Origin of the sequence: Micromonospora sp. NPDC005087 (assembly GCF_042872965.1) — a bacterium.
Lineage (GTDB): Bacteria > Actinomycetota > Actinomycetes > Mycobacteriales > Micromonosporaceae > Micromonospora.
In genome coordinates, this window is sequence record NZ_JBIALB010000004.1 from 66,812 (window position 1) to 92,084 (window position 25,273).

Sequence of the window (25,273 nt, forward strand, 5' to 3'; positions counted from 1 at the left end):
GTGGTCGACGCTGAAGAGCGGCTGGTCTGGTACGTCGCCTACGGCTCGAACATGCACGCCGCCCGGCTGGCGTGGTACATCGACGGTGGCTGCCCACCCGGTGGGCGGCGGACCTACCCGGGCTGCCGGGACCGCCGTCCACCGAGCCGGTCGGTGCCGGTGTCGCTGCCCGGCGGGATCTACTTCGCCGGGGAGTCCGGCGCCTGGACCGGCGGGATGGCGTTCTACGACCCGCAGCTGCCGGGCGTGGCCGCCGCCCGCGCCTACCTGGTCACCCTCGAGCAGTTCACCGACATCGCGGCGCAGGAGATGTACCGGCCAGCAGGTCACGCCGCCGACCTGACCCCGGCGACCGGTGCGGCGATCGACGCGGCCGTCGCCGACGGGCGAGCCACGCTCGGCCCGGGGCGCTACGAGACGCTGGTCTGCCCGGGCCACCGCGCTGGGGCCCCGATGCTCACCTTCACCGCGCCGGAGCCGGCGTCCGCCGTGCGCTGCCGTCCACCGGCGCCGGTCTACCTCAGCATGATCGCCCGTGGGCTGCACGAGTCGCACGGCTGGCCGGCCGAGCGGATCGTCGGCTACCTGGCACGGCGCCCCGGGGTCGCGGACGGCTGGCCGCCCGACGCCGTGGCGGCGCTCGTAACCGAGGCACTCGCCGTCGGGTGACCGCCGCGCGTCGTGGACCGCGTCCTTTCTGGATTGCGGCGTCGTCAACGGACGCTCAGGTCGATCCCGTCGGCCGCCCCTCCGGGCCGTCCGGTGCATTCGCGGCTCCGATGTGCTCGCCGGGTCGACCGGTGGGCTTCTGGATGAGAGGCTGTCCGGGCGGGCGGCGATCCCCACCGCCGGCATCCGCGATCGACCCTTCCGACGGCGTCGGTCGGCGGCCCGGTCGACCCACAGTCCGGGCACCGCACGCGCCGATTCTCACGAGGAGTTCCATGTCCATCCCCGGGATGCGTCGGGCCGCCGTCGGCCTGACCGCGCTCGCGCTGGCCGCGTTCGGCGCGGTCGCCACAACCCCCGAGCAGGCGGACGCGAGGCCGAAGCCGGTCGACGTCACCCTGCTGGCCCTCAACGACTTCCACGGCAACCTCGAACCGCCGAGCGGCTCCAGCGGCACCATCGCCGGGCAGGCCGCGGGCGGCGTCGAGTTCCTGGCCACCCACCTGGCCGAGCTGCGCGCCGCCGCCAAGAAGAAGAACACCATCACGGTCGCCGCCGGTGACCTGATCGGCGCGTCCCCGCTGCTCTCCGCGGCGTTCCACGACGAGCCGACCATCGAGGCGCTGAGCATGGCCGGCCTGGACTACGCCAGCGTCGGCAACCACGAGTTCGACGAGGGCGCGGCCGAGCTGCTGCGGATCCAGAACGGCGGCTGCCACCCGGTGGACGGCTGCGCCGACGGCACCCCGTACCGGGGCGCCAGCTTCAAGTACCTGTCCGCGAACGCCTTCAAGACCGCGACCGGCAAGCCGCTGATGGCGCCGTACGCGATCCACAAGGTGCAGGGCGTCAAGGTCGGCTTCATCGGGATGACCCTGGAGGGCACCCCGGAGATCGTCAGCCAGCAGGGCGTCGCCGGCCTCACGTTCGCCGACGAGGCGGTCACCGCCAACCGGTACGCCCGCGAACTGCGCCGCAAGGGCGTGGAGACGATCGTCGTCCTGCTGCACGAGGGTGGCACCCAGGCCGCGACCGGCGGTATCAACGACTGCGTCGGCATGACCGGCCCCATCGTGGACATCGCCAACCGGATGGACCCGTCGATCGACGTGGTGGTCAGCGGGCACACCCACCAGGCGTACAACTGCGACATCAACGGCAAGCTGGTCACCAGTGCCAGCTCGTTCGGCCGCCTGGTCACCGACATCGACCTCAAGATCGACCGTCGGAGCGGGGACGTGATCTCCGCCGCGGCGAACAACGTCGTGGTCAGCCGGGACGTCGCCAAGGACCCGAAGCAGACCGCTCTGATCGACCGGTACAAGACGGTGCTCGGCCCGGTCGCCGACCGTCAGGTCGGCGAGACCACCCAGGCGATCACCCGCGCCCAGGAGACCCTCTTCGGTACGACCATGGGCGAGTCCGCGCTGGGCAACGTGATCGCCGACGCGCAGCTCGCCGCCACCGACGACGAGCAGAGCGCGGTCGCCGCGTTCATGAACCCGGGCGGGGTGCGAGCCGACCTCGACGCCGGACCGGTCACCTATGAGGAGGCGTTCACGGTGCAGCCGTTCGCCAACAACCTGGTGACGCTCGACCTGACCGGCGCACAGCTCTACTGCGTACTCGAGCAGCAGTTCGTCACCGGCCGCACGCTGTACCCGTCCGCGACGGTCGGCTACGTGGTCGACCCGAACGGCACCACCGGCACCGCCGCCGACCCGTGCGTCGGCACCCGCGTCGTCCGGGGCAGCCTCACCTTCGGTGGCACCGCGGTCGACACCGCCGCCACCTACCGGGTGACGGTGAACAACTTCCTGGCCGGGGGCGGCGACGGGTTCAGCGCCCTCACCGGCGGCACGAACCTGGTCACCGGGCAGATCGACCTGGACGCGTTCGTGGCGTACCTGACCGCGCAGTCGCCGGTCTCCGCTCCGACGCTGGACCGGATCCGCACCACCGCCGAGGTCCCCGCCGCCTGACGGGCGACCCCGCGACGATCGGGCCCCGGAGCATCCGCTCCGGGGCCCGACCCGTTCCGGAGTACGACGCCACGGTCGCGGGCGCGGGGCGTGGTCAGGCCGTGGCGGGTGTCGGCTCGGGGGAGGTTGCGCCGGTCGTGACCCGGCCGTCCTGCTCGGGGGTGAGCAGCCGGCGCAGCGAGAGCGCCACCAGGGAGGCCACCAGGCAGCCGCCGACCACCACCGCCACCCAGACCATGCCGTTCGCGGCACCGATGAGCGGGCCGGCGGTCACCGGACCGATCACGCCGCTGACTCCGAAGATCATCGAGCTCATGGCGTTGTACCGGCCGCGCAGCTCATCGGTGGCCAGCGCGTTGGTCAGCGCCGGCATCACCGGCGACAGCATCGTCTCGCCGAAGCCGAAGATCGCCGAGCAGGCCACCACGCACAGGGCGGCCACCAGGGCGTTTCCGGTGCTGACCAGGCCGGCCGCGCCGAGAACCAACCAGGCGGTGGCGAACACCGCGCCGACCACCGCGAGCGCGGCGGTGCGGCTGCGCCCCTCGATCCGGCGGATCACCAGCAGCTGGGCGAGCACGATCATCACGGTGTTGGCCGCGAGCGCCCAGGCCACCACCCGGGGGCTGACCTCGGCGACCCGCACGGCGTACGCGGCGAAGCCCACCTCGATCTGGGCGTACCCGCATGTGGTGAGGACCAGTCCGAAGATCACCAGCCGGCGGAACGGGCGGTCGCGGAGCACGGTCAGGTAGCCGCCGGCCGACGGCTCGCCGCCCGTCCGACGTTTGCCGAGGCGGTGGCCGACGCCCGGCAGGGTGAGCAGGATCAGCGCCGGCATCAGGTAGCTCACCGCGTCCAGCAGGTAGATCACCTGGAAGGTGCCCGGCCGGGCGGTGTCGATGATCGCGCCGGAGGTCATGCCGCCGATACCGATGCCGAGGTTGAGCAGGGCGAAGTTCAGACCGAAGACCCGCTGCCGCTCGCCGTCGTCGGTCAGCGAGGCGAGGATCGTGTTCTGCCCGGACCAGATCGCCGAGCTGCCGATCGCGATCACCGTCATCACCAGCAGGGCCGAGCCGGTCGAGTGGACCAGCGCCAGTGAGCCGGTGCCCACCGCCTCGACCAGCAGGCACGGCACCACCACCCGGCGGGCGCCGAACCGGTCGATCAGTGTCCCGCCCAGCGGCGACAGGGCCAGGGTGACCGCGCCGTACCAGCCGATCACCAGGCCGGCGCGGGTGTCGGTGAGCCCGCGCACGTCGGTCAGGTAGATGAACAGGAACGGCAGGGTCAGCCCGCGCCCGATCGCCGACAGCAGGGTGCCGAGGAGGATCCGGCGAGCTTCCGAACGGCGGGGCAGGGAGCGACGCAGCATGTCCGGCATTCTGTTCGCCGGGTGTGACGGTTGGCGAACCGATTACGGCGCTCCCCGCGCACGAGGCGGCGGGTCCGTGACGGAGCCCACGCCCCGGTCCGTCCAGCCCGGCGGCACGCACGGTCGGTGCGGATGCCAGCCGTCGGTGTGCTCTGCCATGCTGGCGCCGTGAGTGTGACCTGGCGACACCTGCCCGCACCGGCCCGTGAGATCGCCGTCGCCGCCGGCGAGGCCGTCGCCGCCGCACAACAGCGCGACCCCACGGCGTACGAGGCGGCCGTGCAGCGGCTCACCGGTGCCGACCGGTCCGGCCTGGTGCTCGGCGCGGCGGTCCGGCTGCTGTTGGAGGAGACACATCCGGACGGGCTGGACGGCGACGACGTCCGCCAGGTGCTGGAGGCCTGCGTTCGCTCGGCCGCCGGCTGGCTTCCGGAGGTCGACCCGCACGTGGTGCTGGTGCTGCTCGCCGGGGCGCTCGGCGTGTACGACCCGGGCGACGACGACAACCCGCCGGGCCCGGCGGCGGTCGCCCGGCACGCCCCGCTACTCGTCGCCGACCTGCTGTCGACCGCCGGCCGGCCGCTCGACGGCTACCTGGCCACCGCGTTCGCCGAGATCGAGCGCACCGAGCGGCAGGACTGACGCCACGCCCGATCCGGCTACCCCCGGGTCATGCCGGCTCGGGCGCCCGCTGCGCCACCACCTCCAGGTACTCCGCCGGGATCCGTACCGTGCCGTCGCTGGCGCGGTTGTGCGTCCGGGCAAGCTCCACCAGGTCGGCGTGCAGTTGCGGGCGCCGCTCCTCGGGCAGCGCCTCGAACGCCTTCAGCGTCGGCCCGTAGTTGGCCCGGAAGAAGTCCGCGAACTCCTCCGGGGTGCCGAAGCGGAAGACGAACTCACGGCGTACCGCCCGCAGTTCGCCCACGGACCCGCCCAGCAGCTCGCGGACCCGGCCCTCGTCGCCCCACTGGACCGGCGGGCGTAGCCCGGCCGGCGGCGGCACGTGGCGCCCGACCGTGCGGAACAGTTCGCCGATGAATCCCTGGGGCGTCCACGACGCCAACGCCACCGTGCCGCCGGGTCGGCAGACCCGGAGCAGCTCCGCCGCTGCCCGCTCCTGGTCCGGCGCGAACATCACGCCGACGACGGAGAGCACCGCGTCGAAGGAACCGTCGGGGTACGCCAGCCGCTCCGCGTCGCCGGTCACGAAGGTGACCGGCAGCCGCTCCGCCGCCGCCCGGGCGTGGCCACGCTCCAGCAGTTCGGGTACGTAGTCGACGCCGGTCACCACGCAGCCGCAGCGGGCGGCGGCGATGGCGGCGTTGCCGGTGCCGGTCGCCACGTCCAGCACCCGGGCGCCGGCCGGCAGGTCGGCTGCCGCCACCAGCCACTCGGCGATCGGGTGGATGAGCGCGGCGACCGCGCCGTAGTCGCCGCTGGCCCAGGTCACCTGCTGGCGTGCCTTCACAGCGCTGAGATCGAGTGCGGTGGTCATGTGGTCCCCCCTCGGACGGATCGTTGTGCCACCGACGCTAGGTGGGGCGCTGCCCCGGGGGATCGGCAGAAACACCTATTTTGGCGGCACCAGGCCCTGCCGGCGGGCCGCCGCGGCCGCCTGACCGCGGCTGGGCACGGCGAGCTTGTCCAACACCGCCGACACGTGGTGACCGACGGTCCGGGTGGAGAGCGACAGTCGGGCCGCGATCTCGGCGTTGCTCAGCCCCTCGGCGAGCAGCGCGAGCACCTCCCGCTGCCGGGCGGTCAGGCCCGTCGGGTGTGCGGCCGTCGCCGGGCGCGGCCCCCGTGGCACCCGGGCCATCCCGCGTCCGCGCAGCTCGGCCCGGAACCGCCGGGCCACGGCGACCGCACCAAGCCCGTCCAGGATCCGCAGCGCCTCGCCGGCCGCCAGGTCGTCGCCGCAGGCCAGCGCCTCGGCCCTGGAGTACGGGCAGCCGAGCTGGTGCCACTCCTCGGCCGCACCGGCCCAGTCGCCCTCGATCAGCCGCCGGTACGGGGACGCCAGCGCCCCGGTGTCTCCGACCGGCTCCCCGGCCCGCCACAGCCAGTACGCCAGCTCCCCGGCGAACCACGGTTGCCCGGCGTCGACCGCCAGCCCGTGGACCCGGCGCAGCTCGGCGGCTGCCCGTGTCGGCTCGCCGGCCAGCCAGTGCCGTTCCGCCAGCGCCGCGGCCACCGGCACGACGAACTGGAGTTCGCGGCTCTGCGCGGCCCAGCGGGTCGCGCCGTCCAAGTGGTGTGGCCCGGCCCGGCCGCCGCACCGGGCGTCCAGCCGGCTCAGCGTGACCAGTGCCGGGGCCAGACTCGCGCCGGGCTGCTCGGTGCCGCTCAACGCCTGCTCGGCGTCGGCGCGGGCGCCGGACCAGTCTCCGGTGGCCAGCCGCAGCCGGGCGCGGTAGCCGAGCAGATGGCGGGAATACCCGTCGAGGTCCCGGGTGGTGGTGAAGCGCAGCGCGCGATCGAGCGCCTCGGCAGCCGGCGTCAGCCGGTGCCAGTCCACCGACACGGTGGCGAGATTGACCAGCGCGCGGGCCGCGTGGTCGTCGAGGTGGTGGGCGGCGGCCAGCGTGTGCCCGCGTTCCAGCTCGATGACCCCGGCGACGTCGCCGCGTTGAAGGCGCGCCGAGCCGACGTTGACCAGCGCGTGGGCCTCGGTCTCCACGTCGCCGAGCCGTCGGGCCAGCTCCCGGGCCCGGCCACCCCAGTCGATGGCCCGGTCGATGTCGTCACCGAGCATGAGCAGCTGCGACATGTTGCTGTACGCCATGGCCAACTGCACGCCGGGGGGCGTGGACTCCAGCACCTGGACCGCGCGGGTGCCCGCCGCCCGGGCTGCCGTGCTGTCCCCGGTCCACCAGGAGAGCCGGGACACCCAGCGCAGGTTCTCACCGATCCGCAGCGGCTCGCCCTCGGCCTCCCGCAGGGCCAGCGCGTCCCGCCGTGCGGCGAGCGCCTGCGCGCCCAGCCCGGCCAGATATGCCGCGGTCCCGTACGCCTCCAGCAACGCGGCACGGCGTGGCGGCGGCAGACCCGCGGCGTGCGGGAGCGCGACGGTGTAGTGGTCCGCCGCCTGCCGGTGCGCCCCCGCTCGGCTCGCCCGCTGCGCCGCCACGGGCGCCCAGCGCAGAACCGCCGTGGGATCGTCAGCGTGGTGCGCGTGGTGCACCAGCCGGGCGGCGTCGACGTCGGCCCGTGGCGTGAGCCGGGCCAGCACGGCCGCGTGCAGCGCGGCCCGGCGCACCGGGGACAGTGACTCGCGCACCGCCCGGCCCAGCAGCTCGTGCCGGAACGCCACCCCGTTGCCCGCCGGCACCAGCACGCCCCGGTCCAGGCTCTCCTGCACGGCAGCCGGCGGATGATCGACCAGCAGGTACGGCTCGGCCCGGGACGGGACCACCGAGACCAGGGCGGCGACCTCCCGCGCCGGCGGCGACAGCGCGGCCAGCCGGGCCAGCACCAGATCGCGTACGGTCGGCGGCACACCCGGACCGGTCGCGGCCAGCACCTCGGTGACCAGCAGCGGGTTGCCCCCGGTGGCCTGGTACAACCCGCCGGGGCGCGGCCGGCGCGGCGGGCCAACGCCGCGACGGCGTCCGTGGACAGGGCGGGCAGCGGCAGCCGGTGGACCAGCGGCCGGGGCAGGCCGGCGAGCACGCCGTGCAGCGGATGCTCCGCTCCGACCTCGTCGTCGCGCAGGGTGAGTACGAGCAGCGCCGGGTGGCGTGCCAACCGTCGCCCCAGGTACGCGATCAGGTCCAGAGTGGCCCCGTCCGCCCAGTGCGCGTCCTCCACCACCATCACCGCCCGGCGCCCGGGCCGGGGACCGGTCAGCTCGTCGAGGAGCGCGTCAAACACCGTGCCGCGGCGTTCGGCCTCCGCCGCCGCGTGCAGCGCGGTCAGTCGCTCCGCGAGTACGCCGCCGACCTGACGGGCGATGTCGTGCAGTGGGCCGAGTGCCCGGGGCGTCAGCAGCGGGTCGCAGCTGCCCCAGAGCACCCGGGCACGTGGCTCGGCCGTCGCCGCGAACGCGTTGACCAGGGCGGACTTGCCGGCACCCGCCTCGCCGGCGACGAGCGCGATCGCGCCGCCGGGGGAGGCCAGCAGCCTGTCCAGGGTGGCGAGCGCGTTTGCGCGCTCCAGCAGCTCCATCACGGTCGATGCTAGTCAGCAGGGCGCCCGGCCGGTGTGCGGCGGAGACCCTCGACGTGGTCAACCGACAACTCGGCGTAGGCCTGCTCGACGACGGTTGGCTCCGGACGGGGGCTGAACCCTCGTCCGGCAGCGGCTCACTGCTGCCGCGCGCCTGCGGGGGAGCCGAGCGCCGGGGCGCGTTCGAAGATGTAGTAGACGGGGACGCCGGCGATGATGGCCAGTGCCACCGGCGGGCTGACGAAGGCGGCGGCGATCGCGGCCAGATACAGGATCGATGCTGCCCCGAATCGCAGCCGCGCCCTCCAACGGATCCCCGCCGGCACGGGCTGGGGGAGCCGGCCCGGCCGCAAGGTCCATTCGAAGATCCCAGCGAAGCTCAGCCCCATCCCCAGGAAGGCAGCCGCATACAGAGTCACCGCCACCTGGGCGTCCTGCCCGCCCAGGGCGAGGTACTTGGCCACCGTCGCCGTGTCCACCGGGATCAGAACCACGAACAGCAGCAGGATGAGGTTGAGGAGGGCCAGGGTCCGGTCGATGACGACGAGGTTGTCGATGAGGGCGTGGTGGTTGACCCAGATCAGCCCGATCGTGGCGAAGCTGATCAGGTAGGCGACGAATGAGGGCCAGTGTTCCGCGACCTGATGCAGGAGCGGGCCATGACCCGGGCCGGCCACCGCCAGATTCAGCGCGAGAAGCGTGATCGCGACCGCGAAGACCGCATCACTGAACACCTCCAGCCGGGTTCGGCTCACCCGACAGTTCTACCGCACCATCCGGACGTGCCGTGGGCGTTCAACCCGGGTCACAACGGCTTTCCCCGCTCGGCCGGCCAACCGCATGTCGCCGTGACGTCGTCAGCCGAGCACGTCCGTGTAACCCCGTTCCAGGTACACGGTCGACCATGACATACCGCCCGCTGCGGAGTTGGCACCGTAGCCCCTGGCCAGCAACTCCCCGGTCTGCGGGTCGAAAAGCAGATATTCCCTGCCCCAATCGCCGGGGCTCGGCTGGGGACCTCGGCCGAGGTCGGCTGACACCACGATCCCGGTCCGTCCTGCCGGGTCAGTCTGCTCATCGCGACAGGTCACCCCCTCCGTTCCGGCAAGGAACCGCAGCAGCGCAACCCGATGCGCGAAGTCCACGACCCGCTCGTTGTTCAGCTCCGCGACGCTGACAAGCACGTGCGATGGCCCGTTCTCCCGCGCCTGGTACAGCGCCTGGCCCATTGCCGCGGGTTCCGCCGCCGGCAGTGGCAGGACGCTGAAGTCTCCGGGGCGCAGGTCGTCCGTGTCGGAACCCTCCTTCGGGATCATGTCTGGGTGCTCAGCGTAGAAGTTCCGTGATGCTTCGTCCGGATAGGTCGCTGCTCCTCGCACGATGCGAATGCGTCCCGAGCCGTCGGCCGCGAGCCACCGCGACGTCTCCTCGCTGAACAGCACACTCACCGACTGAGTGCGGCTACCCGGTCGCAGTCCCGAGCTGCCGCTCTGCCCCCTCCGGTGCAGGTACTCATACCGTCCGGCCTTTCCGTCGTACGACGTGGCCCGCATCCGGTCCGCGATCGTGCTCAGGCAGTGGGCCGGGACGCCAGCGGCACCCGGAACGATCGGAGGCTGGGATGATCCGGAGGGCCCGGCGGTGGGCCGGAGGACCGTGACCGTCATTGCCGCAACGGCGATTACGGCGAAGGCCGCCCCGACGGCAACGAGTCGCCGCGCCCGCCGAGCAGGTACCACCTGGTCGTAGGACGTGACGTCGTTGCTGGCGAGCCGCAACACTTCCTCGACGTCACCGGCCCCCACCTGGATCCCGCGGGCCGGGTCAGCGGCCTCCAGCAGTTCACGCACTCGCTTGTTCATCGCGCTCCTCCCAGCTGGCCGTCGAGTAAGGGGGTCTGTTCGGACTGTTCCCGGAGCATCTCGGTCAGTCGCCGTCGAGCCCGGTGCAGCCGCACTTTGGCCGTGGCTGCACCGCAGCCCAGGACCAGTGCCGCCTCGCTCAGCGATGACTGCTCCCAGCCGACCAGCCGCAGGATTTCCTGATCGTCGTCCGACAGCCGGCTGAGCGCCGCGCGCACATCGACCAGCCGCAGGACGCCGTCATGACGGTCCAACGCGGCAGCTTCGGTCAGCTCCACGGGCGGCGGTACGGCCCGTTGGGTACGCCAATGGTTGGCCAACAGCCGACGAGCGACCCCGTACAGCCAGGGCAACGTCCGCGCCGGCAGTTCCGACCGGCGCCGCCAGGCCACCAGGAACACCTCCTGGGCAAGTTCCTCCGCCGCCGTCAGGCCGTCGAGTCGCCGCAGTCCGTAGCGCACGACGTCCGGATAGTGCCGTGCGTAGATCCCGCGGAACCAGTCGGCTCCCCGGGCGTCGACTTCCCTCATACCCCTACTTGTGTCGGTCGGCGGCCGGGGGTTACAGGACCGGACCGTATCCGCTTGCCCGCGTCGCTTGCTGCCTTCTCGCTGCTTCCGGCAGGACAGTGAGCGCCGGAAACGAATCAAGGCCCCTCGGTGGAGGGGCCTTGACCTTTACCTCTGGTCGGGGTGGCCGGATTCGAACCGACGACCTCTTCGTCCCGAACGAAGCGCGCTACCAAGCTGCGCCACACCCCGAGGCGTGCCGACAAATAGTAGCCCACCCGTCCCGATGGTCAAACTCGGTACCCCCGGGGGGCGGATCTTGACGGCGGGACGCCGGGACGGCGCGGGCGCGCGGGTCAGCGGGGGATCAGGGTGAGGATGGTCGCCTCCGGGGGGCAGGCGAAGCGGACCGGAGCGGTCGGGTGGGTGCCCAGGCCCGCGGAGACGTGCAGCCAGGAGTCCGAGCCCGGCCACCGGTGCAGCCCGCGCGCCATCGAGCGGGGCAGCCCGCAGTTGGTCACCAACGCCCCGACGCCCGGTACGCGGACCTGCCCGCCGTGGGTGTGCCCGGCCAGCAGCAGCCCGAAGCCGTCCGCGGCCATCCGGTCCAGCACCCGTGGTTCGGGGGAGTGCGCCAGCGCGATGGACAGGTCCGCCGAGGATGAGACCCGGCCGTCCACGGCGCCGTAGTCGTCCCGCTCGATGTGCGGGTCGTCCACGCCCACCAGGTCGATCTGCCGGCCGCCGGCCTTGAGCATGGTGCGGGCGTTGTTCAGGTCCAACCAGCCGGCGCCGGTGAACACCTGGCGCAGCTCCTCGTAGGGCAGGTCGACGCCCTCGGTGTACTCCCGGTCGGGCAGGAAGTAGGTGAACGGGTTCTTCCACACCGGCCCGGTGTAGTCGTTGGAGCCGAACACGAAGGCGCCCGGGTAGTCCAGCAGCGGTTGCAGCGCCCGCAACACCCCGGGCACCGCGCCCGGGTGCGCCATGTTGTCGCCGGTCACCACGACCAGGTCCGGGTCGAGGGCGGCCAGCGACGCCACCCAGCGCTGCTTGCGCGCCTGGTCGGGCATCATGTGCAGGTCCGACAGGTGCAGCACGCGCAGCGGCTCCGCCTCGGCCGGCAGCATCGGTACGTCGTACCGCCGCAGGGTGAACATGTTGCGCTCGACGAGTGACGCGTACGCGAGGGTGGCCGCTCCAACCGCGGCGGTTCCGGCGGCGAGCCGGAATAGTGTGCGCTTTCGCATGCCGTTCAGGGTAGTTTGACCGTCCATGAGCACGCTGAAGGACCGCCTAACCGCCGACATGCGTTCCGCGCTCAAGGCGCGCGACGAGCTGACCACCTCCACGCTACGGATGGCCCTGGCCGCCGTCGGCACCGCCGAGGTCGCCGGCAAGGCCAAGCGCGAGCTCACCGACGACGAGGTGCTCGTGGTGCTGACCAAGGAGGCGAAGAAGCGCCGGGAGGCGGCCACCGCCTTCGCCGACGCGGGCCGCGCCGAGCAGGCGGCGAAGGAGACCTCCGAGGGTGAGGTGCTGGACCGTTACCTGCCCAAGCAGCTCTCGGACGCCGAGTTGACCGAGCTGGTGTCTGGGGCACTCGCCGCGGGCGGCATCACCGGGAAGGCCCAGATGGGCCCGGCGATGAAGGCGGCCCAGGCCGCGGTGGCCGGCCAGGCCGAGGGTGGTCGGGTGGCCGCTGAGGTACGCCGCCAGCTCGGCCTCTGACCGGCGGCACCCAGACCAACGGGGTTCCGACACCGCGCGGTCCGGACACCGCGCGGCCCTGAAACCCGCCGACGCAGTCCGGGCAGACGAAACGGGCGGGCACTCGAAGGTGCCCGCCCGTTTCGTGCGTCTTGCTCGTCGGCTCAGCCGCCCGGGCGGCCCGTGCCGGGTCGACCCGGGGTGCCGGGCTGGTTCGGCTTGTTCGGCGTGGTGTTTCCCGGCGGGGGAGCGCCGCCGCCGCTGCTGACCTGGATGGTGACCACGCCGCCCTTGATGGTGCGCCCGTCCGGGCTGGTGCCGGCGGCGGTGCCAGCCGGACACGTCGAAGTCACCTTCGTGTCGGAGACGACCGGGTCGAAGCCGGCGTCCTTGAGCCGGGACTTCGCGCTGTCCACCGACGCGCACTTCACGCTGGGGATGCTGCGCTGGTCACCCTGGGAGATCTTCTGGCCCGGCGGGTCGAACGGGATATCCGGTTTGCCCTTCATCGCGTCCCGCAGCGTCTCCCACACCGGCGGGTTGATGCCGTCCTTCTCGCCGTGCTTCATCTTGACGTTGGTCTGCGGCCAGTCCGGGTCGGCCATGATGCCGGCCACCGCGTACTGCTTGGTCATCGCGACCAGGGCTGCGGTCTTCTCCGAGTCGGTGGTGCCGGACTTGCCGGCCACCGGCGCACCGACGTCCCTCCGCACGTTGCCGGCGGTGGCTCCCGTGCACCTGGAGGTCGTCGACCGGTCACCGACCGGGCAACGGGCCGCGTCCACAGCGGCGCGGGCCACCTCGGTGCTGAACCGCTTCTCGCAGCGCGGGTTGGCGATGTCCAGCTTTTTGCCCTCCGGGTCCCGAATCTCCTGCACCGGGATCGGCTCGCAGAATTTGCCGTCCGCGGCCAGGGTGGCGTAGGCATTGGCAAGGTCCAGCGGGGTGGTCTGCGAGACGCCCAGGGTGAACGCGCCCCACTGGTGCGCCCCCCGTTCCAGGTCCAGGTCCTCCTGGGCTCGGAAGTTGATGCCCAGCCTCTTCGCGGCCTTGACCACGTTCTCCGCGCCGACCTGCTGCTGGAGTGGCACGAAGTAGGTGTTCACCGACCGGCCGAACGCGCCCCACATGGTGTGCACGCCGGCCATGCTGTCGGTCGAGTTGGTGGGGCAGTAGAAGTGGGTCCCGGCGCAGGCTGCTGGGCCTGGTCGGATGATGTACTCCGACTTGAACTGCTTCGGCGCGTTGATGGTGTAGCTGAGGGGGATGCCCTTCTCCAGCGCCGCCACGACGGTGAACATCTTGAACGTCGAGCCGGCCTGGTAGCCGGTGATGCCGTCGCCGCCGGTGAGCAGCGGGTTGACCGTCGCCGGGTAGTTGCCCCGGATGCCCTTCCTCTTCTTCGCGGGATCGCTGGAGATCCTGTTCTTCGGGTTCTTCGGGTCGTCCAGCTTGAACTGGCGGTTGACCGCGAGCGCCCGAACCCGCCCGCTGCCCGGTTCCACCACGGCGACCATGGCGGCCTCCTTGGAGGTCTCCTTCTTGGCCCTGCGAACCGCGGCGTCGGCGCCCTTCTGGGCCTGCACGTCGAGCGAGGTGATGATGGTGTAGCCGCCGCTCTTCAGCCGCCGCTCACGGTCGTACGACGTCGAGCCGAACGTCTCCTGCTGCATCCACCAGCGGTAGAAGTAGTCGCAGAAGAAGCCCCAGCTGTTGACGTTGGCGGCGACGCAGCCGTTGGGGGTGCGCTTGTCCTTCACCACCAGCTTGGTCGCCTTGGCGGCGTCGGCCTCCTGCTGGGTGATGGCCTTGATGTCGACCATGTTCTGGATGACGTAGTTGCGTCGGTTCAGTGCGAGCGGGAAGCCGGCCTTGGTGGTCGGGTCGTTGGTGGTCGGCGCCTTCACCATGCCGGCCAGCAGCGCCGCTTCCTCGATCTTGAGCTTGCTCGGCGGCTTGCCGAAGTAGACCTGGCTGGCGGCGTACACGCCGTACGCGCCGTTGCCGAACGAGGCGAGGTTGAGGTAGCGGGTGAGGATCTCGTCCTTGGAGAACTCCTTGTCGACCTGGAGGGCCAGCCGCATCTCGCGGAGCTTGCGGGCGCTGGTGTCCTCGGTCGCGGCAACCACGTCGGCCGGGTGGGTGGCCGAGTACGCGATGGCCAGCCGGACGTACTGCATGGTCAGCGTCGAGGCGCCCTGCCGGCCGGCGCTCTCGTTCTGGTTGTTGACGAACGCGCGGGCGACACCGTTGATGTCGACGCCGTTGTGCTTGTAGAAGTCGTGGTCTTCGGCCGCGATGATGGCCTTCTGCATGTCCGGCGAGATGTCGGCGAGCTTCACGTCGCGCCGGTTCTCGTCGTACATGATCGCCAGCGGTGTCTTGCCGTCCGAGGCGTACAGGTAGCCGAGCTGTGGCGCGCGGGCCACCGTCAGCTCCGTGGGCAGGGCGCCGAATGTCTCGGCGCCGGCCTTTGCGGCCAAGCCGGACATCGCCACTGCGGGGAAGGCCGCCGCGGCGACCACCACGCCGGCCAGCAGGCCACATACGAGCAGCGATGCGGCGTTGGTCAGCACATTGTGGTCACGTTTCCGCATCCAGGTCACCTCAGCAGGGTACGCGAGTAGGGAACGAGGGGGCGCTGGGGCGTTCTTCCCCATTTCCTGCGCGCGCTGCCCTCGTTGTGCTAAACGCACGACCCCCGGTGCGTGGTTGCGTCTGACCTGGCGTGAGTCTCCTCCGATCGAAGGAAGCGGCGCAGCGTTTTCGCCGACCTCGACGGGGTAACCGGCGGTCGAGCGCCCGGGAAGCCGGGAGTGTCCGGAATGATGGATTTCGCCGACAACGTTGCGTAATCAGTCGACTACAGAGCATGATGGGGGGCGGCGACAGCGCCACATGTCGTTCGCGCCGCCTTGGGGAAGGCGAGCCGGGCGATCGGGGGGAATTGCCGGCTGACGTGCAACGAGGTCGGTAGGTACTGCAAGGGGGGACGTGTACACATGGGCATGATCACTGACTGGCCGTCGCTGGCGGCGTGTCAGAACGGGGACCCGGACGCGTTGTTCGTACAGGGCGCCGAACAGAACGTGGCGAAGCGGATCTGCCGGAGCTGCCCAGTTCGGTACGAGTGCCTGGCCGACGCGCTGGACAACCGGATCGAGTTCGGTGTGTGGGGTGGCATGACCGAACGCGAACGCCGAGCGCTGCTGCGTCGTCACCCGCAGGTGACGAGCTGGCGCAAGATGTTCGAGGCCGCGATGAAGAAGAACAGCAAGGACAAGGCCGGCAAGGACAAGATTCTCGTCAGCGCGGCCACCTGACGCCGGTCACGGCCGGCTGATCGCCGCGCCGATCGTCCGCAGCCCGTCGACGTCGTGCACGTCGGCGGGTTGCGCCGTCACCGACACCGCGGGCACCGCCGGGAACGCCTCGGTGAACCGCGCGGCCACCTGCTGCTCGCGTACCGCTTGGCGGGCCAGCGCGGCGTGCGCCCGCAGCACGTCGGCGGTGGCCTCGTGCCCACCCAGCTCGGCCAGCCGCTCCGCGGCGGCCCGGCTCCGCTCGGCGTCCAGCTCCGGAACCGCAGGCCGGTGCACCCGGTTGAGCACCAGACCGGCCAGCGGCATGTTCTCCTCCCGCAGTCGGCCGGCGAAGTAGGCGGCCTCCCGGACAGCGTCCGGCTCCGGCGCCGCGACCAGCACGAAGGCCGTCTCCCGTGCCTGGAGGATGCGGTACGTCTGCTCGGCCCGCTGCCGGAAACCGCCGAACATCGAATCCAGCCCGGCCACGAAGCCGGACAGGTCGGTGAGCAGCTGCGCGCCGAGCACCTTCTGCACCACCTTCGAGAACATCCCGAACGAGGCGGTGACCAGGCTGAACATGCTCCGCCCACCGCTGCGGGCCGGTGCCAGCAGCAGTCGCAGCATGCGGCCGTCGAGGAAGCGGGAGAGCCGGGCCGGCGCGTCCAGGAAGTCGAGCGCCGAGCGGGACGGCGGGGTGTCCACGACGATCAGGTCCCACTCGCCCCGGGCGTGCAACTGGCCGAGCTTCTCCATCGCCATGTATTCCTGCGTGCCGGCGAAGGTCGAGCTCATCGCCTGGTAGAAGGGGTTGGCGAAGATCTCCGCCGCCTTCGCCGGATCGGTGTGCTGCAGCACCACGTCGTCGAAGGTGCGTTTCATGTCCAGCATCATGGCGTGCAGCTCGCCGCCGCTGGCCTCGACGTCGATCCCCTTGACCTGCCGGGGCGTGTTGTCCAGCTCGGTCAGGCCCAGCGACTGGGCCAACCGGCGGGCCGGGTCGATGGTGAGCACCACCGTGCGGCGGCCGTGGTGCTCGGCGGCCCGCAGCGCCAGCGCGGCGGCCGTGGTCGTCTTTCCCACCCCGCCGGCACCGCAACACACGACGATCCGCACGCCCGGGTCGGCGAGGATCTTGTCGACGTCCAGCTGCGGCGCCGCGTCTTCGGAAGGCACCAATCGAGCGTATCGGGCCGGGTGGGTCCGTGCGCCCGTGCCGACCTCAGGTGTGAGTCAATCCGCCCGGAGGAGGGCCTGAGCCAGCGTCGCGAGCCCCGCCCGGTCCACCCCGTCGGCCAGCAACGGCAGCTCGGTCATCGGCAGCCCCAGCTCCACCAGCTCGGCCCGCAGTGAATCCTCCAACTCGCGCCGGATGAGCTGGTCACGCGCCTCGTCGTGCAGGCCGGCGACGGTTTCCCGGTCGGCCGGCAGCCCGGCGGCGACCAGCCCACGCTTCAGCTCGGCCGCGGTGACCGCCCGACCGGAGGGCACCGGTGGCCGCGTGCCGTTGACGATCACCCGCCCGATCCCGAAGCCGAGCGAGGTCAGGTCGGCGATGGCGTCCACCGTCTCCTGCACCGGCATCTCCTCCAGCAGCGTGACCACGTGCACCGCGGTTATCGGGGACCGCAGCAGTGCCGCGACCCCCTCGCTCTGAGTCTTGATCGGGCCCACCTTGGCCAGCCGGGCCGTCTCGGCCGTGACGTTGAGGAACCGGCCGATCCGCCCGGTCGGCGGGCCGTCCAGCACCACCGCGTCGTACACGCGCCGCTGCCCGGACGTGCGGGTGGTGGCCTCCTTCGCCTTACCGGTGAGCAGCACGTCACGCAGGCCCGGGGCGATGGTGGTGGCGAAGTCGATGGCGCCGAGCTTGCGCAGCGCCCGGCCGGCGGCACCCAACTTGTAGAACATGTCGAGGTATTCGAGCAACGCCTCCTCGGCGTCCACGGCCAGCGCGCGCACCTCACCGCCGCCCGGGGCGTCAGCGAGGTGCCGCTCCTCGTACGGCAGCGGGTCGATGCCGAAGAGCTGGGCGATGCCCTGCCGCCCCTCGACCTCCACCAGCAGGGTGCGCCGGCCGCCGGCGGCCAGCGCCAGGGCCAGCGCCGCCGCCACGCTGGTCTTGCCGGTGCCGCCCTTGCCGGTCACCACGTGGAGACGGGCCGACCATCCGGTACCGGCCGGGTCGGTCGGCCGCTCAGCTGCACGCACCCGTCGAGCCTATCCAGGCCTGCCGGTCACGCGACCTCGCAGACCCACCAACCCGACTTCTGCACCACCGTGAAGCGCAGGTCCTGGTCGGCCACCTTCTCGTCGGAGGTGGTCATGGTGACCCGGGTGGAGACGGTCGCCCGTGCCCCGGTCTGGTTGTCCACCTTCGGGCTGGTCCACCGGAAGCGGGGGTTCTTGTACTCGGCGGCGTACTTCTGCACCTCTGCGACCTTCGCGGCGATCTTCTCGTCGTCCCGGGCGGCCGCGCAGACGCGGCTGGCCGCCTTGGTCGCGTCGCGGTCCTTGTAGACCGCGGTGAGAAACTCGTCGACGGCGACCGCGGGTTCCTTGGCGCCCTCGCCGGTCTCGGCGTTGCGCAGGGTCAGGAACGCCACCACGCCGCCGCCCACGCAGAGCACCATGATCACGACGAGCGCGATCGCCGCGATCAGCAGGCCGCGCTTCTTCTTGGGTTCGGCGGCGCCCTGGTACGGGGGGTAGCCGGGCGGGGGTGACGGGATCGCCGACGGGTCCTGGGCACCCGATGCCGGTGCCGAGCCGCCGGGACCCTCGGGCGGGGCAGGCAGGGCGAGCGGCCCGGGCTGCGCCGCGGGGGCCGGCTGGTCGGGAACAGCCGGACCGGCGGGATCCCGGTGGGCCTGCGGGAGTGCGGGCGGCCCGGCCTGGTCGCCGCTGGGCGGTTGGGTCATGTCTTTCCCCCGGGGGGTGCGGGCGCCCGCCGCCACCCCTGGCGCCGAGCGTGATCGAGCGGGTGGCCGGCGCTGCGCGACCGTCCGACCGGAAGGGTAGCGGTCAATCATCGAACCGGTGTCGCCCCTGCCGGGCCGGGCGGGCGACGGATCCGGCCGACGGGATCTCCGACGCGGTGCCCCGTAGGGCCTCCCACCTGCGATGTGTCGCATATGTGACTAGGGGTTACCGGCCGTGCGCGTCCTGTTGGCGGGACTGCGGCCACGGACCTTACCTTCGATCCCGGGTGCGGGGGCCGGGACGGATGGATGGTCCGATCGGAGGCGTGATCCGACAGGTACGACCGGAGGCAGTGCATGCGCGACGTGGACAACATCCCTCGCACCCAGTTCCCAACCAACGACCGGCTGCGCCGGTCCGGGTCCCGGGGCGAAGCTGACGGGCCGGTCGGCAGCCTGCCGGTCAACGAGCGGTCGTACCGCCGGGTGCCGGAGCCGACGGAGGTGGTCCTCGCGTCGGGTCGCCCCGCCGAGCGGGGCCGGGACGACGAGGAGCCGGGCTTCGTCATCCACCTGCCGATCCGGGTGCCCGACCTGGCGGCGGCGACCGCGCTGGCCGGTCGGGTCGCGGTGTCCCTGGGTTTCCTGCCGGAGCTGGACGCCGGTGAGACCACCGTTTCCAACGCCGACGACCAGAACAACCGGCATCGGGTCTTCTGCGACCTGCTGCTGCCCGACCGCTCCCGCTGCCCCCAGGGGTACGAGCACGAGGGGCCCTGCGGTGAGCTGCCGGCCGCGCCGGAGCAGCGTCCCGCACCTCGCCCCGCCAGCGGACCGTAGGCTGTGCCTCGAATACGTCCGCACCGAGAGGGAGCCCTCCAGCGATGCAGAAGTGGGAATACTCCACGGTCCCGCTGCTGGTCCATGCGACCAAGCAGATCCTCGACAACTGGGGCGAGGACGGGTGGGAACTCGTCGCCGTGGTCCCCGGGCCGAACCCGGACCAGCTGGTCGCGTACCTGAAGCGGCCCAAGGCATGAGCAACGGTCCGCACGCGAAGCTCGCCGAGCTGGGTCTCGAACTGCCCGAGGTGGTGCCGCCGGTGGCCAGCTACGTACCGGCCGTGCAGTCCGGCCAGCACGTGTACGTCTCCGGGCAGCTGCCGATGGCCGAGGGCAAGCTGCTGGCCACCGGCAAGGTCGGCGCCGGTATCTCCGGCGAGCAGGCGAAGGATCTGGCCCAGCGGTGCGCGCTCAACGCGCTGGCTGCGGTCGACTCGCTGGTCGGTCTGGAGAACGTGGTCAAGGTGGTCAAGCTGACCGGGTTCGTGGCCTCCGCGCCCGGCTTCACCGGCCAGCCCGCGGTGATCAACGGCGCCTCCGACCTGCTGGGCACCGTCTTCGGTGAGGCCGGCCGCCACGCCCGCAGCGCCGTCGGGGTGGCCGAGCTTCCCCTGGACGCGCCGGTGGAGGTCGAGCTGATCCTCGAGGTCGCCTGACGCGTCGCCGGCCCCGCGGTCGTGCGCTTCCTGGCCGATGAAAGCCCCGAACGGGGACGAATCAGGGACCGCAGGTGCAAGATCGCGGGGTGTGGCGCGCGGGGTCGTACGATCGCAGCCATGAGCGGGCACGTGACGGCGCCGGCGGCGGCGCTCGCCGACGAGCTGCCGAGCTGGGTGACGCTGCTGCGTGCGCCGAACCCGGGTCCGATGACCCTCGACGGCACCAACACCTGGGTGCTGCGCGCCCCGACGGCGGAGTACGGCGTCGTGGTCGACCCGGGGCCGGCGGACGAGGGGCACCTGGCCCGGATCGCCGAACACGGCCCGATCGGGCTGATCCTGATCACCCACGGCCATCCCGACCACACCGAGGGTTCCGCCCGCCTGAGTGAGCTCCTCGGCGGCGTGCACGTCCTCGCCGTCGACGCGGCGCACACCATCGGTGGTGCGCCGTTGACCGATTCGGGCGAGCACTTGGACGGCTTCGGCCTGGAGATTCGCCTGCTGGACACCCCGGGGCACACCGGCGACTCGGTCTGCTTCCTGGTCGAGTGCGGCGACGAGCGGGTGGTGCTCACCGGTGACACCATCCTCGGCCGGGGCACCACCGTGGTGGCGCAACCCGACGGGCACCTCGGCGACTACCTGACCAGCCTGGAGCTGCTCTCCGCGTACCGCGGGGTCCCGGCGCTGCCCGGGCACGGCCCGGCGCTGGCCGACTGCGCCGCCGCCGCCGAGTTCTACCTCGCCCACCGCCGGGCCCGTCTCGACCAGGTCCGGGCGGCCGTCGCCGCGGGCGCCCACACCCCCGCTGAGGTGGTCGCCGCGGTCTACGCGGACGTGGACCGCTCCCTCTGGTGGGCCGCCGAGTGGTCGGTCCGCGCCCAGCTTGAGTACCTGGGGGTCGGCACCGGGGAATCCGAGCCCCGGGTCAGTGGGTTGGAGCAGACGTGACCTGCCCCGTGTGCGGAACCGTCGCCGTCCCCGGCGCGCGGTTCTGCCACAACTGCGGGGCGGCGCTGCCGGCCGCCGCGACGTTGCCGGCGGCCGAGCGCCGGGTGGTCACCGTGCTCTTCGGCGACCTCTCCGAATTCACCTCCTGGTCGGAGGACCTCGACCCGGAACGCGTCGGGGCGGTCACCGACCGGGTGCTCGCCGCCCTCGCCGGCGCGGTGAAGACCTTCGGCGGGCACGTCGACAAGCTGACCGGTGACGGGATCATGGCAGTCTTCGGTGCTCCGGTGGCGCACGAGGACGACGCGGAACGTGCCGTCCGGGCCGCCCTTTCGATGCAGCGGGCTGTCCGCCGGGTGCTCGACGACGAGCGGGGCGGCGGCGCGCCGCTCGGGCTGCGGGTCGGGCTGAACACCGGCGACGTCATCGCGGGCATCCAGGCCGCCATCGAGTACACGGTCATCGGGGACACGGTGAACACCGCCGCCCGGCTGGCTGACGCCGCAGCGGTCGGCGCGGTCTACGCCGGTGGAAGGACCTCCGCCGCCACCCGGCACGTGGCCTCATGGCGTGCCCTGCGCCCGCTGCGGCTCAAGGGCAAGCGCGAACCGGTCGAGGCGTACGAGCTGCTGGGTCTGCTGGACGCGCCGGGCACCCGGTCGGGGCTCGGCGACGAGGCGCCCTACGTGGGCCGGGAGACCGAGATCGGTCGGGTCGCCGGCCGGCTCGCCGAGGTGATCGACCAGGGTGACCCGCGGGTGCTGCTGATGACCGCCGAGGCGGGCATCGGCAAGTCCCGCTTCGCCGCCGAGGTGGAACGGCTCGCCGCCGGATACGACGTCGGCGCCGGCCGGTACGCCGCGCACACCGGCGCCCGGGTGCTCTCGGTGCGCTGCGCCGCCTTCGGTGAGCGGCGCCGGCTCGCGCCGCTGGCCGATCTGGTCCGCGCCGCGGTCGGCCTGCCCGGTGACGCGGCCACCGCGCTGACCCGGCCGGCGGTCGAGGAACGGTTTCGCCGGCTCAGCCAGCGGCTCGCCCGCGCCGGTGGAGAGACCGCACCGATCGCCACCGACCAGCTGCTCGCGTTGCTTGGCTACGCCGAACTTCCCGCGCACGGCGGCACCGACAACGGCGAGTGGGGCGCGGGCGCGCCGGCGGCCGACGCCGAGGCGGTGCCGAACGCGGTCGCCGACCTGCTCAGCGGGCTCGCCGCCGAGGCGCCGCTGGTGATCGTGGTGGACGACCTGCACGACGCCACCGCCGAGACGATCCGCGCCCTCGGGCTGACCCTGTCCCGGCTCACCGGCCCGGTGCTGGTGCTGCTGCTCGGCCGCCCCGAGCTGGTCCGTACCGCCGGCGCGCTGACCCGGGTCGCGGACGCCGAGGTGCACTCCCTGCCGCCGCTGCGCGGTGCCGACGCGGCCCGGCTGCTCACCAGCTACCTCGGTGGTGGCAAGCTGCCGCCGGCCGACACGGACCGGCTGCTCGCCACCGCCCAGGGCAACCCGTTCTACCTGGCCGAGCTGGTCACCCTGCTGATCGAGCGCGGGGCGCTGACCACGGTGGAGCCGGCCCGCGGTGTCCGCGCCGGGTCCGGCGAGCGGGACCAGGGCTCGACGGCCGGCTGGCGGCTGGTGCCCGGCTCGCTGGGCAGCCGGCTGCTCTCCCGGGACCTCGCCGCGGTGCTCGCCGCCCGGATCGACGCGCTGCCACCGGACGCCCGCTCGGTGCTGCGCGACGCCGCGGTCATCGGTGACGCGGTGCCCACCGGTGCGTTGGAGGCGCTGCGTGAGCAGCACGGCGGCCGCGATGGCCGGCCCTCGGCCGTGGCCGCGGTGGAACTCGACCGGGCCGTCGATGAACTGCTGCAACGCCGGATGCTGCACCGCACCCGCCTCGGCTACGCGTTCGCCACTCCGCTGATGCGGGAAGCCGCGTACGCCGGGGTGAGCAAGGCGGAGCTGGCCGAGCGGCACGCCGCGCTGGCCCGCTGGGCTGCGCCGCGGGACGAGGCCGCCGCCGGCACGCCGGGCGGGTTCACCGACGAGGCCCGGGACGACTTCGTGGCCACCCATGTGGAGCGGGCCGCCAGGCTCGCGGACGCGGTGAAGCTGCGCCCGGACGCGCCGGCCCGCGCCGTGGCCCCGCTCGGGGTCGCCGCGCTGGGCCGGGCCGCCCGCCGGTCGTTGTCGGCCGGCGAGCCGGCGCTGGCCGTGGAGTACGCCGAGCGCGCCACCGAACTGGCCCGCGACGGGGTGCCGGCGGCGGACCGGGTGGTGCACGCTCGGGCGCTGCTCCAGATCGGCCGGGTCGTCGACGCGCTCGCCTACGCCGAGAAGATCGCCGCGAACGCGGGGGACGAAGCAGTTCGGGCCAGCGCCCTGCTGCTCGCCGGGCAGGCCCAGCAGACCCTCGGCGACCAGGGCCGGGCGGTGGCCGCCTGGCAGGAGGCGTTGCAGGTGGCCACGGACGGCGGCCTGCCCACCCTGCGCGCCTCGGCGATGCGGCGGCTCGGCATGGCCGACTTCGTGACCGGGCGGCTGAGCCAGGCGAGCAGCCGGTTGGCCGCCGCGTACCAGGTGAGCCTCGGCGCACAGGACCGGCGCGGGCAGGCCTGGTCGTTGCAGAACCTGGCCTGGGTGACCACCACCCGGGGCGACTTCGCCGGCACCGACGCGGTGCTCGGCCGGGCCGCACGGCTCTTCGCCGAGTTGAAGGATCCGTACGGGCGGGCCTGGCTGCGGGGCACGGCGGCGTTCGCCCGGCTGCTGGCGGGCCGGCTGCGCGAGGCGGGCCGGCTGGCGCGGGTCTTCCTGCCCTTCGGCGAGCGGGTCGGCGAGGCGTGGGCGGTGGGCACCCTGCGGGCGGTGGCGGCGTTCGCCACCGCCGAGCTGGGCGACCTGGCCGAGGCGGACCGGGAGGCCCGGCGCGCCTACCGGGAGTTCGCCGCTGCCTCCGACGACTGGGGGCGCGGGTTCGCGCTGGTGGTCCGGGCCGTGGTGGCGCGCGGGCTGGGGGAGCCGGAACACGCGGCCGACCTGCTCACCGACGCCCTGGCGTACGCCGACCGGACCTCGCACCCGCTGCTCACCGGGATGGCCGGCACGCTGCGGGGCTTCGTGGCGCTGGACATGGGTGACTGCGAGACCGCCGAGCAGGCCGCCCGCGCGGTGCTGACCGCTGTGGAGCCGCACAACCCGCAGGCCCCGGCGCAGGTCGCGCCCCGGGTGCTGCTGGCGACCGCCCGGCTGGCGGCTGGCGACTCGGCGACCGCGGTCGGGCTGCTCGCCCCGGTGGCCACCGCCGCCGCGAACGCGCCATCGCTGCTCTTCTCCCGCCGCCAGACGATGGCCCGGTACGCGTCGGCGCTGCTCGCCCACGGTCAGCGGGACCAGGCGCTGGACTGGGCACGGCGGGCGGTCACTGCACCGGCCGAGGACGTACGCAGCCAGGTGATCGCGGCCAGCGTGCTGGCCGAGGCGCTGGCCGCCTGCGGTCGCCCGGCTGAGGCCCTGTCCTGTGCGGACGAGGCGGTGCGCCTGGCGTACGCCACCGAGCAGCGCAGCGAACGCGCCGAGGCGGATGCCCTGCGCGCCCGCCTCACCGCCACCCCCTGACCCGGCGCTCTCCCCGCGGCCCGCGCCGATCGGGGGGCTGGCGTGGTGGGGTGGGTTATTGACGGTTTCGGGGATGTGGTGGTCGGGGTGAGCGGCTAGCGTGTCAACACCGTGCGGGGTCCACAGTGGTGACCGTCGCCGTGCCTGGGGAGGCTCTCCATGAAGCTGCCGCGTTCCGTCGCGGGCTGGACCATCGCGGTCTTCGGTGTGCTGGCGCTGCTGATGGGTGCGCTCGGGCTGCTCTGGCCGGAGGCGCTGCTGCGCATGCTCGGGTTCGACGTGCCGGCCAGCCGTGCCGTCGGTGACCACACCGGCACCTTCCTGCTGGCGTCCTCGATGGCGTCGTTCAACATGGGCGTCTACTACCTGCTCGCCACGGTGACCGAGTGGCGGGCGTTCTACCGGTTCACGGTGGTCTTCCGGCTGGTCACGTTCACCGTGTTCAGCATCGCGGTGCTGGCCGAGATCGCTCCGGACCGGTTCTTCGGGGTGGCTGCCTGGGAGGGCCTTGGCGCGCTGGCCACCGCCGTCGGCCTGCGCCTGGACGCCCGTAGGAGTGCGCCGGCCGGCGCTGGCGCGACGGAGGAACACACCGCTGCGACGGCTGATGGCACCGACGTGGCCGGCGATGTCGGAGAGGGGCCCGGCGCGGCCGGTGCCGCTCCGGCGGACGCGGTGCGCTGAGCCACCGGCAGGGTTGG

22 protein-coding genes, 1 tRNA gene and 1 pseudogene are annotated in these 25,273 nt (G+C 72.8%); 11 read left to right on the top strand and 13 right to left on the bottom strand.

Annotated elements, in window-relative coordinates:
• Together ACFYPS_RS11370 and ACFYPS_RS11375 are read left to right on the top strand one after the other, a co-directional pair.
• A complete protein-coding gene (locus tag ACFYPS_RS11370) occupies positions 1-669 on the top strand; it encodes a histone deacetylase (RefSeq protein WP_387324080.1) in 669 nt (222 codons plus the stop codon).
• 275 nt (positions 670-944) lie between these two features.
• Positions 945-2,651, top strand: coding sequence for a bifunctional metallophosphatase/5'-nucleotidase (locus ACFYPS_RS11375; RefSeq protein WP_387324083.1), 1,707 nt, complete (start codon positions 945-947; stop codon positions 2,649-2,651).
• A gap of 94 nt (positions 2,652-2,745) precedes the next feature.
• Here the strand turns inward: ACFYPS_RS11375 and ACFYPS_RS11380 are convergent, their stop codons facing one another.
• Positions 2,746-4,029 (bottom strand): MFS transporter, encoded by a 1,284-nt coding sequence (locus ACFYPS_RS11380; protein WP_354963375.1) that lies wholly within the window; start codon positions 4,027-4,029, stop codon positions 2,746-2,748.
• Positions 4,030-4,197: 168 nt separating this feature from the next.
• On the opposite strand from ACFYPS_RS11380, the gene ACFYPS_RS11385 reads away from it, so the two are divergent.
• Positions 4,198-4,671 (top strand): hypothetical protein, encoded by a 474-nt coding sequence (locus tag ACFYPS_RS11385; protein ID WP_387324086.1) that lies wholly within the window; start codon positions 4,198-4,200, stop codon positions 4,669-4,671.
• Positions 4,672-4,699: 28 nt separating this feature from the next.
• Here ACFYPS_RS11385 and ACFYPS_RS11390 read toward each other — a convergent pair whose 3' ends face one another.
• The 8 genes and pseudogenes from ACFYPS_RS11390 to ACFYPS_RS11425 all read right to left on the bottom strand — a co-directional run bounded on the left by ACFYPS_RS11390 (position 4,700) and on the right by ACFYPS_RS11425 (position 11,817).
• Positions 4,700-5,524 (bottom strand): class I SAM-dependent methyltransferase, encoded by an 825-nt coding sequence (locus ACFYPS_RS11390; RefSeq protein WP_387324089.1) that lies wholly within the window; start codon positions 5,522-5,524, stop codon positions 4,700-4,702.
• 75 nt (positions 5,525-5,599) lie between these two features.
• Complete coding sequence (locus ACFYPS_RS11395; RefSeq protein WP_387324092.1) at positions 5,600-7,594, bottom strand: LuxR C-terminal-related transcriptional regulator; 1,995 nt, start codon at positions 7,592-7,594, stop codon at positions 5,600-5,602.
• Between the two features lie 215 nt (positions 7,595-7,809).
• Positions 7,810-8,196 (bottom strand): annotated as a pseudogene (locus tag ACFYPS_RS11400) (ATP-binding protein); the annotation flags it as partial.
• A gap of 137 nt (positions 8,197-8,333) precedes the next feature.
• Positions 8,334-8,951 carry a TMEM175 family protein gene (locus tag ACFYPS_RS11405; RefSeq protein ID WP_387324095.1) on the bottom strand — a complete coding sequence of 206 codons (618 nt, stop codon included), beginning with the start codon at positions 8,949-8,951 and terminating at the stop codon, positions 8,334-8,336.
• Between the two features lie 102 nt (positions 8,952-9,053).
• On the bottom strand, positions 9,054-10,058 hold the full coding sequence (locus ACFYPS_RS11410; protein ID WP_387324098.1) for a CU044_5270 family protein: 1,005 nt from the start codon (positions 10,056-10,058) through the stop codon (positions 9,054-9,056).
• Positions 10,055-10,588 (bottom strand): RNA polymerase sigma factor, encoded by a 534-nt coding sequence (locus ACFYPS_RS11415; RefSeq protein ID WP_387324101.1) that lies wholly within the window; start codon positions 10,586-10,588, stop codon positions 10,055-10,057. The genes ACFYPS_RS11410 and ACFYPS_RS11415 overlap by 4 nt, the downstream gene beginning before the upstream one ends.
• Positions 10,589-10,742: 154 nt before the next feature.
• Positions 10,743-10,819: transfer RNA gene (locus ACFYPS_RS11420), tRNA-Pro, on the bottom strand.
• A 104-nt stretch (positions 10,820-10,923) separates the two neighbouring features.
• Positions 10,924-11,817: a metallophosphoesterase gene (locus ACFYPS_RS11425; protein ID WP_387324104.1), complete on the bottom strand. Its 894-nt coding sequence runs from the start codon at positions 11,815-11,817 to the stop codon at positions 10,924-10,926.
• Between the two features lie 25 nt (positions 11,818-11,842).
• Between ACFYPS_RS11425 and ACFYPS_RS11430 the strand changes: the two genes are divergently transcribed.
• Positions 11,843-12,298, top strand: coding sequence for a GatB/YqeY domain-containing protein (locus ACFYPS_RS11430; protein ID WP_387324107.1), 456 nt, complete (start codon positions 11,843-11,845; stop codon positions 12,296-12,298).
• A 143-nt stretch (positions 12,299-12,441) separates the two neighbouring features.
• Here ACFYPS_RS11430 and ACFYPS_RS11435 read toward each other — a convergent pair whose 3' ends face one another.
• The gene (locus ACFYPS_RS11435) at positions 12,442-14,874 is read right to left on the bottom strand and encodes a transglycosylase domain-containing protein (RefSeq protein WP_387324110.1); all 2,433 of its coding nucleotides are present in this window, start codon (positions 14,872-14,874) and stop codon (positions 12,442-12,444) included.
• A 405-nt stretch (positions 14,875-15,279) separates the two neighbouring features.
• On the opposite strand from ACFYPS_RS11435, the gene ACFYPS_RS11440 reads away from it, so the two are divergent.
• A complete protein-coding gene (locus tag ACFYPS_RS11440) occupies positions 15,280-15,600 on the top strand; it encodes a WhiB family transcriptional regulator (RefSeq protein WP_007466209.1) in 321 nt (106 codons plus the stop codon).
• A 6-nt stretch (positions 15,601-15,606) separates the two neighbouring features.
• Here the strand turns inward: ACFYPS_RS11440 and ACFYPS_RS11445 are convergent, their stop codons facing one another.
• The 3 genes from ACFYPS_RS11445 to ACFYPS_RS11455 are packed head-to-tail and all read right to left on the bottom strand — an operon-like array spanning position 15,607 to position 18,500.
• Entirely contained in the window at positions 15,607-16,758 is a 1,152-nt protein-coding gene (locus tag ACFYPS_RS11445) for an ArsA-related P-loop ATPase (protein WP_354963384.1), read from the bottom strand.
• Positions 16,759-16,812: 54 nt separating this feature from the next.
• Entirely contained in the window at positions 16,813-17,790 is a 978-nt protein-coding gene (locus ACFYPS_RS11450; RefSeq protein ID WP_387324113.1) for an ArsA-related P-loop ATPase, read from the bottom strand.
• Between the two features lie 26 nt (positions 17,791-17,816).
• Positions 17,817-18,500: a hypothetical protein gene (locus ACFYPS_RS11455; RefSeq protein ID WP_354963386.1), complete on the bottom strand. Its 684-nt coding sequence runs from the start codon at positions 18,498-18,500 to the stop codon at positions 17,817-17,819.
• A gap of 357 nt (positions 18,501-18,857) precedes the next feature.
• Between ACFYPS_RS11455 and ACFYPS_RS11460 the strand changes: the two genes are divergently transcribed.
• From ACFYPS_RS11460 to ACFYPS_RS11485, 6 genes are all read left to right on the top strand, one after another.
• A complete protein-coding gene (locus tag ACFYPS_RS11460) occupies positions 18,858-19,340 on the top strand; it encodes a hypothetical protein (RefSeq protein WP_387324116.1) in 483 nt (160 codons plus the stop codon).
• A gap of 44 nt (positions 19,341-19,384) precedes the next feature.
• Complete coding sequence (locus ACFYPS_RS11465) at positions 19,385-19,540, top strand: DUF4177 domain-containing protein (protein ID WP_007466198.1); 156 nt, start codon at positions 19,385-19,387, stop codon at positions 19,538-19,540.
• On the top strand, positions 19,537-19,998 hold the full coding sequence (locus tag ACFYPS_RS11470; protein ID WP_354963388.1) for a RidA family protein: 462 nt from the start codon (positions 19,537-19,539) through the stop codon (positions 19,996-19,998). The genes ACFYPS_RS11465 and ACFYPS_RS11470 overlap by 4 nt, the downstream gene beginning before the upstream one ends.
• 120 nt (positions 19,999-20,118) lie before the next feature.
• Positions 20,119-20,955 carry an MBL fold metallo-hydrolase gene (locus tag ACFYPS_RS11475; protein ID WP_387324119.1) on the top strand — a complete coding sequence of 279 codons (837 nt, stop codon included), beginning with the start codon at positions 20,119-20,121 and terminating at the stop codon, positions 20,953-20,955.
• Positions 20,952-24,572: an adenylate/guanylate cyclase domain-containing protein gene (locus ACFYPS_RS11480; protein ID WP_387324122.1), complete on the top strand. Its 3,621-nt coding sequence runs from the start codon at positions 20,952-20,954 to the stop codon at positions 24,570-24,572. The genes ACFYPS_RS11475 and ACFYPS_RS11480 overlap by 4 nt, the downstream gene beginning before the upstream one ends.
• Positions 24,573-24,731: 159 nt before the next feature.
• Complete coding sequence (locus ACFYPS_RS11485; RefSeq protein WP_387324124.1) at positions 24,732-25,256, top strand: hypothetical protein; 525 nt, start codon at positions 24,732-24,734, stop codon at positions 25,254-25,256.
• The last annotated feature ends 17 nt before the right edge of the window (positions 25,257-25,273 follow it).